We start from the raw sequence: 4,005 nt of genomic DNA on the forward strand, positions 1-4,005 counted from the left end.
CCCTCATTCTCTCCCGGCGCGGTGGCTCAAGTCCTGCTTTTGCCACCCTTCTCTCTTTTTTAGTCTAAACTCCAGTAATAAGATACGAAATATCCATTTTCATTTTCGCTGGAACTGAATGGGCAAGACTACAGGTACTCAAGGAATCCTGCTGTTTTTTTGCATAGTTGCAGGATGATGGTATTTGTAAGGTAGCGCCACTGTGCTGCGCGATGACGCCTAGTTTGGGGCAACTACAGGGGGATTGCCCCTACAGTTTCATCCTCATGAGTTGTATCCTAATAATCGGCTCGCATTGATTAATTGCCACACCACATAAGTAGAGAGCTAGATTGTGAAACAAACAACTCAATACGCATCTTACATGAAGGCCGATCGGCGCCCCTCTGCCAAAGAGCCGATCGATATTTCGCCCCTAGTCGGTGATTGGGTCAATACTAAGCCGGACAGCAGTTACTTGGTTCGAGTCGTCCTCACCTCTAGGGAAGGGCGCCTTATGTTTCGGGGTTATGGAGCCAACGAACCCGACCCCATTGACTGGGGTGAGGTTGAAGTCGTGCCTTACGCCGCAGGAACCTCGCTCATGGCAGGGGGATTCCACGCTTTTTACAACCTGGACAGGATTGAGACGCATCTGGTAGCCAACCAAAAACTGGGGATTTTGGTCATTCAATCCTATACCCGTTACTTAGATGGTAGTGGTCGAACCAGTCACTTTGCCCGCGAGTTTTTTCACCACTAGTTAAAGAGGAAGATTTCAAGATGGAGCGAAACGAAATTTACGGCGACCAGCCCGAAAGGAACACTGTTATTGATTTCACGCCTGTTTTGGGTACCTGGATTAACTCCAATACAAAGACCAGATGGATCGAAAAATTTACCCTAACCAAGCATGATGAGCAAATCATTATGCACGCTTATGGTGCACAGTCACCCAAAGATTGGGGTGAGACTGAAGTGACGCCGTTCGTCGATAACATCAATGAGAAGGCTTTCTGTGCGCGATACGAACTTGATTCAGTGGAATCCTTGTTAGCAGCTAACATGAACAAAGGCTTGTGGGTCATTGCTGCTTTTCATAAGTTCAAGGATGGCAACCACCCCAATTTTCTGTGCCGGGAGTTTTACTATCGGCTGGACTAAGAAAAGGCTCAAAGAGGTCCTGCTTGGCCTCATCAGCAAGCAAAAATAAGTCTATAAAACTCTATTAGATGATTTCCAATCTAACAGTCAATAAGCAAACCCTGATTGAGCGCATAAGCCAACTGGCGCGCGATAAATTCGCCACTCGCGCCGCAGGCTATGACCGCACTGCCAGCTTCCCAACGGAAAATTTTGAAGACCTTTTTAATGCAGGTCTCAATGCGCCTGCTGTGCCAACTGAATATGGTGGTCTAGGGTTAGGACATGATAGCGATATCTTTACCCTCTGGATGATGACCAAGGAATTGGCAAAGGTGGATTTATCCTTAGCCCGTTGCTGGGAAGGACACGCAAATGCCCAAGTTTTACTGACAGCTATGGCTAATGAGTCTCAGAAAAAGCGCTGGTTTGAGGGCATTGTCGATCGCGGTGAGAAATGGGCTGCTTGGAGTGGAGAACCGCAGTCTCAAATTCCAGGTCAAAAAGTTGGGCTGGGGACAACTGTTCAAGTGGTAAATGACGGCTACATCGTTAATGGCACAAAGGTCTTCGCTACCAGCGCCCCAGCAGCACAGTGGGCAGTTCTGCTTGTCAACCCAGCAGGGGCTGGGGGAGCGCGTCATAACAATAGCTCGCCGGCATCAGTACTGATGCTGGGCTGCAATTTATCCGACCCCAGTGTTAGTTTTGATGATAGTTGGTGGCAGCCAATTGGCATGAGAGGTACAGTGAGTTACCTGGTTCGCTTTGAGGAGACTTTCATCCCTAAAGAAAACCTGATTGGCTATCCAGGACAGTACATTCTTGAGGAGTGGCAGACGCGGTTTACACCTCATTATGGCGCTGCTTTTCTAGGGGCTGCTGAGGGAGCCTATGAGTATGCTTTGGCATACATCAATAAGCAGGAAAAAGGGAACGATCCCTACGTACAGCACCGGATTGCTAAGGCAGCAATGAATATAGATACTATGCATTTCTGGTTGCGGCACACAGCCACTCTCTGGGAAACAGGTCAGCAGTTAGGGGGCAAACAAGCAGGCAATCGGACCCGTTACATAACTGAGCAACTGGCTACTGAAACGGTGAACGACTGCATAAACACTTGTGGTGCTCGCTCCCTGATTCAACCGAGTCCGATAGAGCGAATATTGCGAGACTTGTCCTTTTACGTCCTGCACGATAATCGCGATCGCGTTTTGTCATCCATTGGTCAGGAAATTCTAGGGCAGTCCTACGATCGTTCCTATTTTGGATCGTCCCCTAACCCAACGCCCTAAGCCGAATCGTAGCTTACCAAATAACGATTGCTTCTGCTGGTCGTTTTGGAATGTGATTTGAACCCACATTAATACCCAGCTATACGTTTATTTATTGTTTAGCAAGAGAGTCGGTGATTTTTTGAGCAATGAAATTTTTGGCGTTGCTGATTTACGGTATGAAAGGCTAAATATGCCAGTCATAGAAACCACTATCCACAAAGTTTCTGGATTTTAAACTTATTTTTTTCATACCCTGATTAAGCAACGCCGAACCCATTTGACATCTTTTCTTAAAAAATAAGGCAGACAAACAAGTCGTCTCACATAACTCAATAGCCACAAGATGAGAAATCATGGGGCAATGGTGGCAAAAAATCCAAAATCGATATCGTACAGAGCTTACGCTTACAGCAATAGATCTCAAATGGGTTCTATAAGCGTAAGTTCCGCTCGCGTGACAAAACTAAATACTTTATTATTGATGAAAATGTAAATCCTCCGTATCCCAATTACCCCACTGCAAACTCAGTAAATTGACGCACGTAAGGGGCTTTAAAAGCTAAAACAATATCTTCCTTGGGAACTCCGGCGGCTACTAACTCATTCGCTATTCCTGCTTCCGTTCTATCCCTCTGAATCCAAAATTTACCATCTTTTATATCAACGTGAATCACACAGCCGTAAACCCGTTTTTGCTCGTCCCAGCCCAAATGAACCACATGATAATGCTCCCGTTCGGTATCAAAAAGTAATTGAACTTCTGTTTCAGTATCCAAGTCATTCCTTGAGTGTTGAGACAGAATTGTTTGGATTAATTCTCTGTAGTTTACTCTTTCCATAAAAGTATCCCCTCTTGAATAGCATCAAAAATGAGTAATTTGAGCTGATGCTCAGCGATTAATTCTTGAATAAAACGATTGCAGAAAAAATCATTATACACATCTTGGTTTATTGCTAAATACAAAATTCTGTTCGGTTGTTTTTTTCTCAGGGCAGAACGATAGCTGAGAAATTGACCTAAAGCTATATAAAAGCTGGCTAAATCAGATGCACCGATAAAAGATTTAATCTCTACAGCAATCTTGAAGCCATCTTTCTCTGCTGCTAAAATTTTCTCCCCTGCTAAATCGATAAAAAAATCAAGTTCCTCTACCTTGATAAAGAGAGGATCGTGAGTGATGATCCATCCCTCTTTTTCTAAAGCTGAACGAACAGCATTGTGAAAGATATCTTTAGCGGACATATCATACCCACGAAATTGCTTAACCGAGCAGTATTGATTGCCATTCCGCCATCATATCATTACAGCCATTGGCGATCGCACCCCAAAAAATTTCCCCACGGAGCATAATTCCCCCACCCACCAGCGATAAAGCAATATCAGGCCATTCACAGCAACTAGCCCAAAAAAACAGGCTAAAGCTGCATAAAGGTGTTCTTCTTCTACGAACAGGAGGGAACACACGGGCTCGTCCCCGGACGGTGAGGGTTCACGAGGGAAGAGCCAAATCGATCGCGTGAACCGTTAAGAGAGTCCCACAGAATGAATGATCCTATAATAACAGAAAGATAACTTCAGTGTGCAGCCTATCTTATGTCTCTA

General features: G+C 45.0%; 5 protein-coding genes. 3 read left to right on the forward strand and 2 right to left on the reverse strand.

Annotated elements, in window-relative coordinates:
- Positions 1-334: 334 nt before the first annotated feature.
- The 3 genes from QUA25_RS28745 to QUA25_RS28755 all read left to right on the forward strand — a co-directional run bounded on the left by QUA25_RS28745 (position 335) and on the right by QUA25_RS28755 (position 2,420).
- Complete coding sequence (locus QUA25_RS28745) at positions 335-742, forward strand: hypothetical protein (protein ID WP_333043072.1); 408 nt, start codon at positions 335-337, stop codon at positions 740-742.
- Positions 743-762: 20 nt separating this feature from the next.
- On the forward strand, positions 763-1,143 hold the full coding sequence (locus tag QUA25_RS28750; RefSeq protein ID WP_333043073.1) for a hypothetical protein: 381 nt from the start codon (positions 763-765) through the stop codon (positions 1,141-1,143).
- Positions 1,144-1,211: 68 nt separating this feature from the next.
- Entirely contained in the window at positions 1,212-2,420 is a 1,209-nt protein-coding gene (locus QUA25_RS28755; protein ID WP_333043074.1) for an acyl-CoA dehydrogenase family protein, read from the forward strand.
- Between the two features lie 491 nt (positions 2,421-2,911).
- On the opposite strand, the gene QUA25_RS28760 is transcribed toward QUA25_RS28755, so the two are convergent.
- On the reverse strand, positions 2,912-3,241 hold the full coding sequence (locus QUA25_RS28760) for a XisI protein (protein ID WP_106332496.1): 330 nt from the start codon (positions 3,239-3,241) through the stop codon (positions 2,912-2,914).
- Complete coding sequence (locus QUA25_RS28765; RefSeq protein ID WP_333043075.1) at positions 3,229-3,645, reverse strand: XisH family protein; 417 nt, start codon at positions 3,643-3,645, stop codon at positions 3,229-3,231. The genes QUA25_RS28760 and QUA25_RS28765 overlap by 13 nt, the downstream gene beginning before the upstream one ends.
- Positions 3,646-4,005 lie beyond the last annotated feature (360 nt).

Source organism: Microcoleus sp. Pol17C6 (assembly GCF_036701145.1).
In the GTDB taxonomy this organism is placed as follows: Bacteria; Cyanobacteriota; Cyanobacteriia; order Cyanobacteriales; family Microcoleaceae; genus Microcoleus.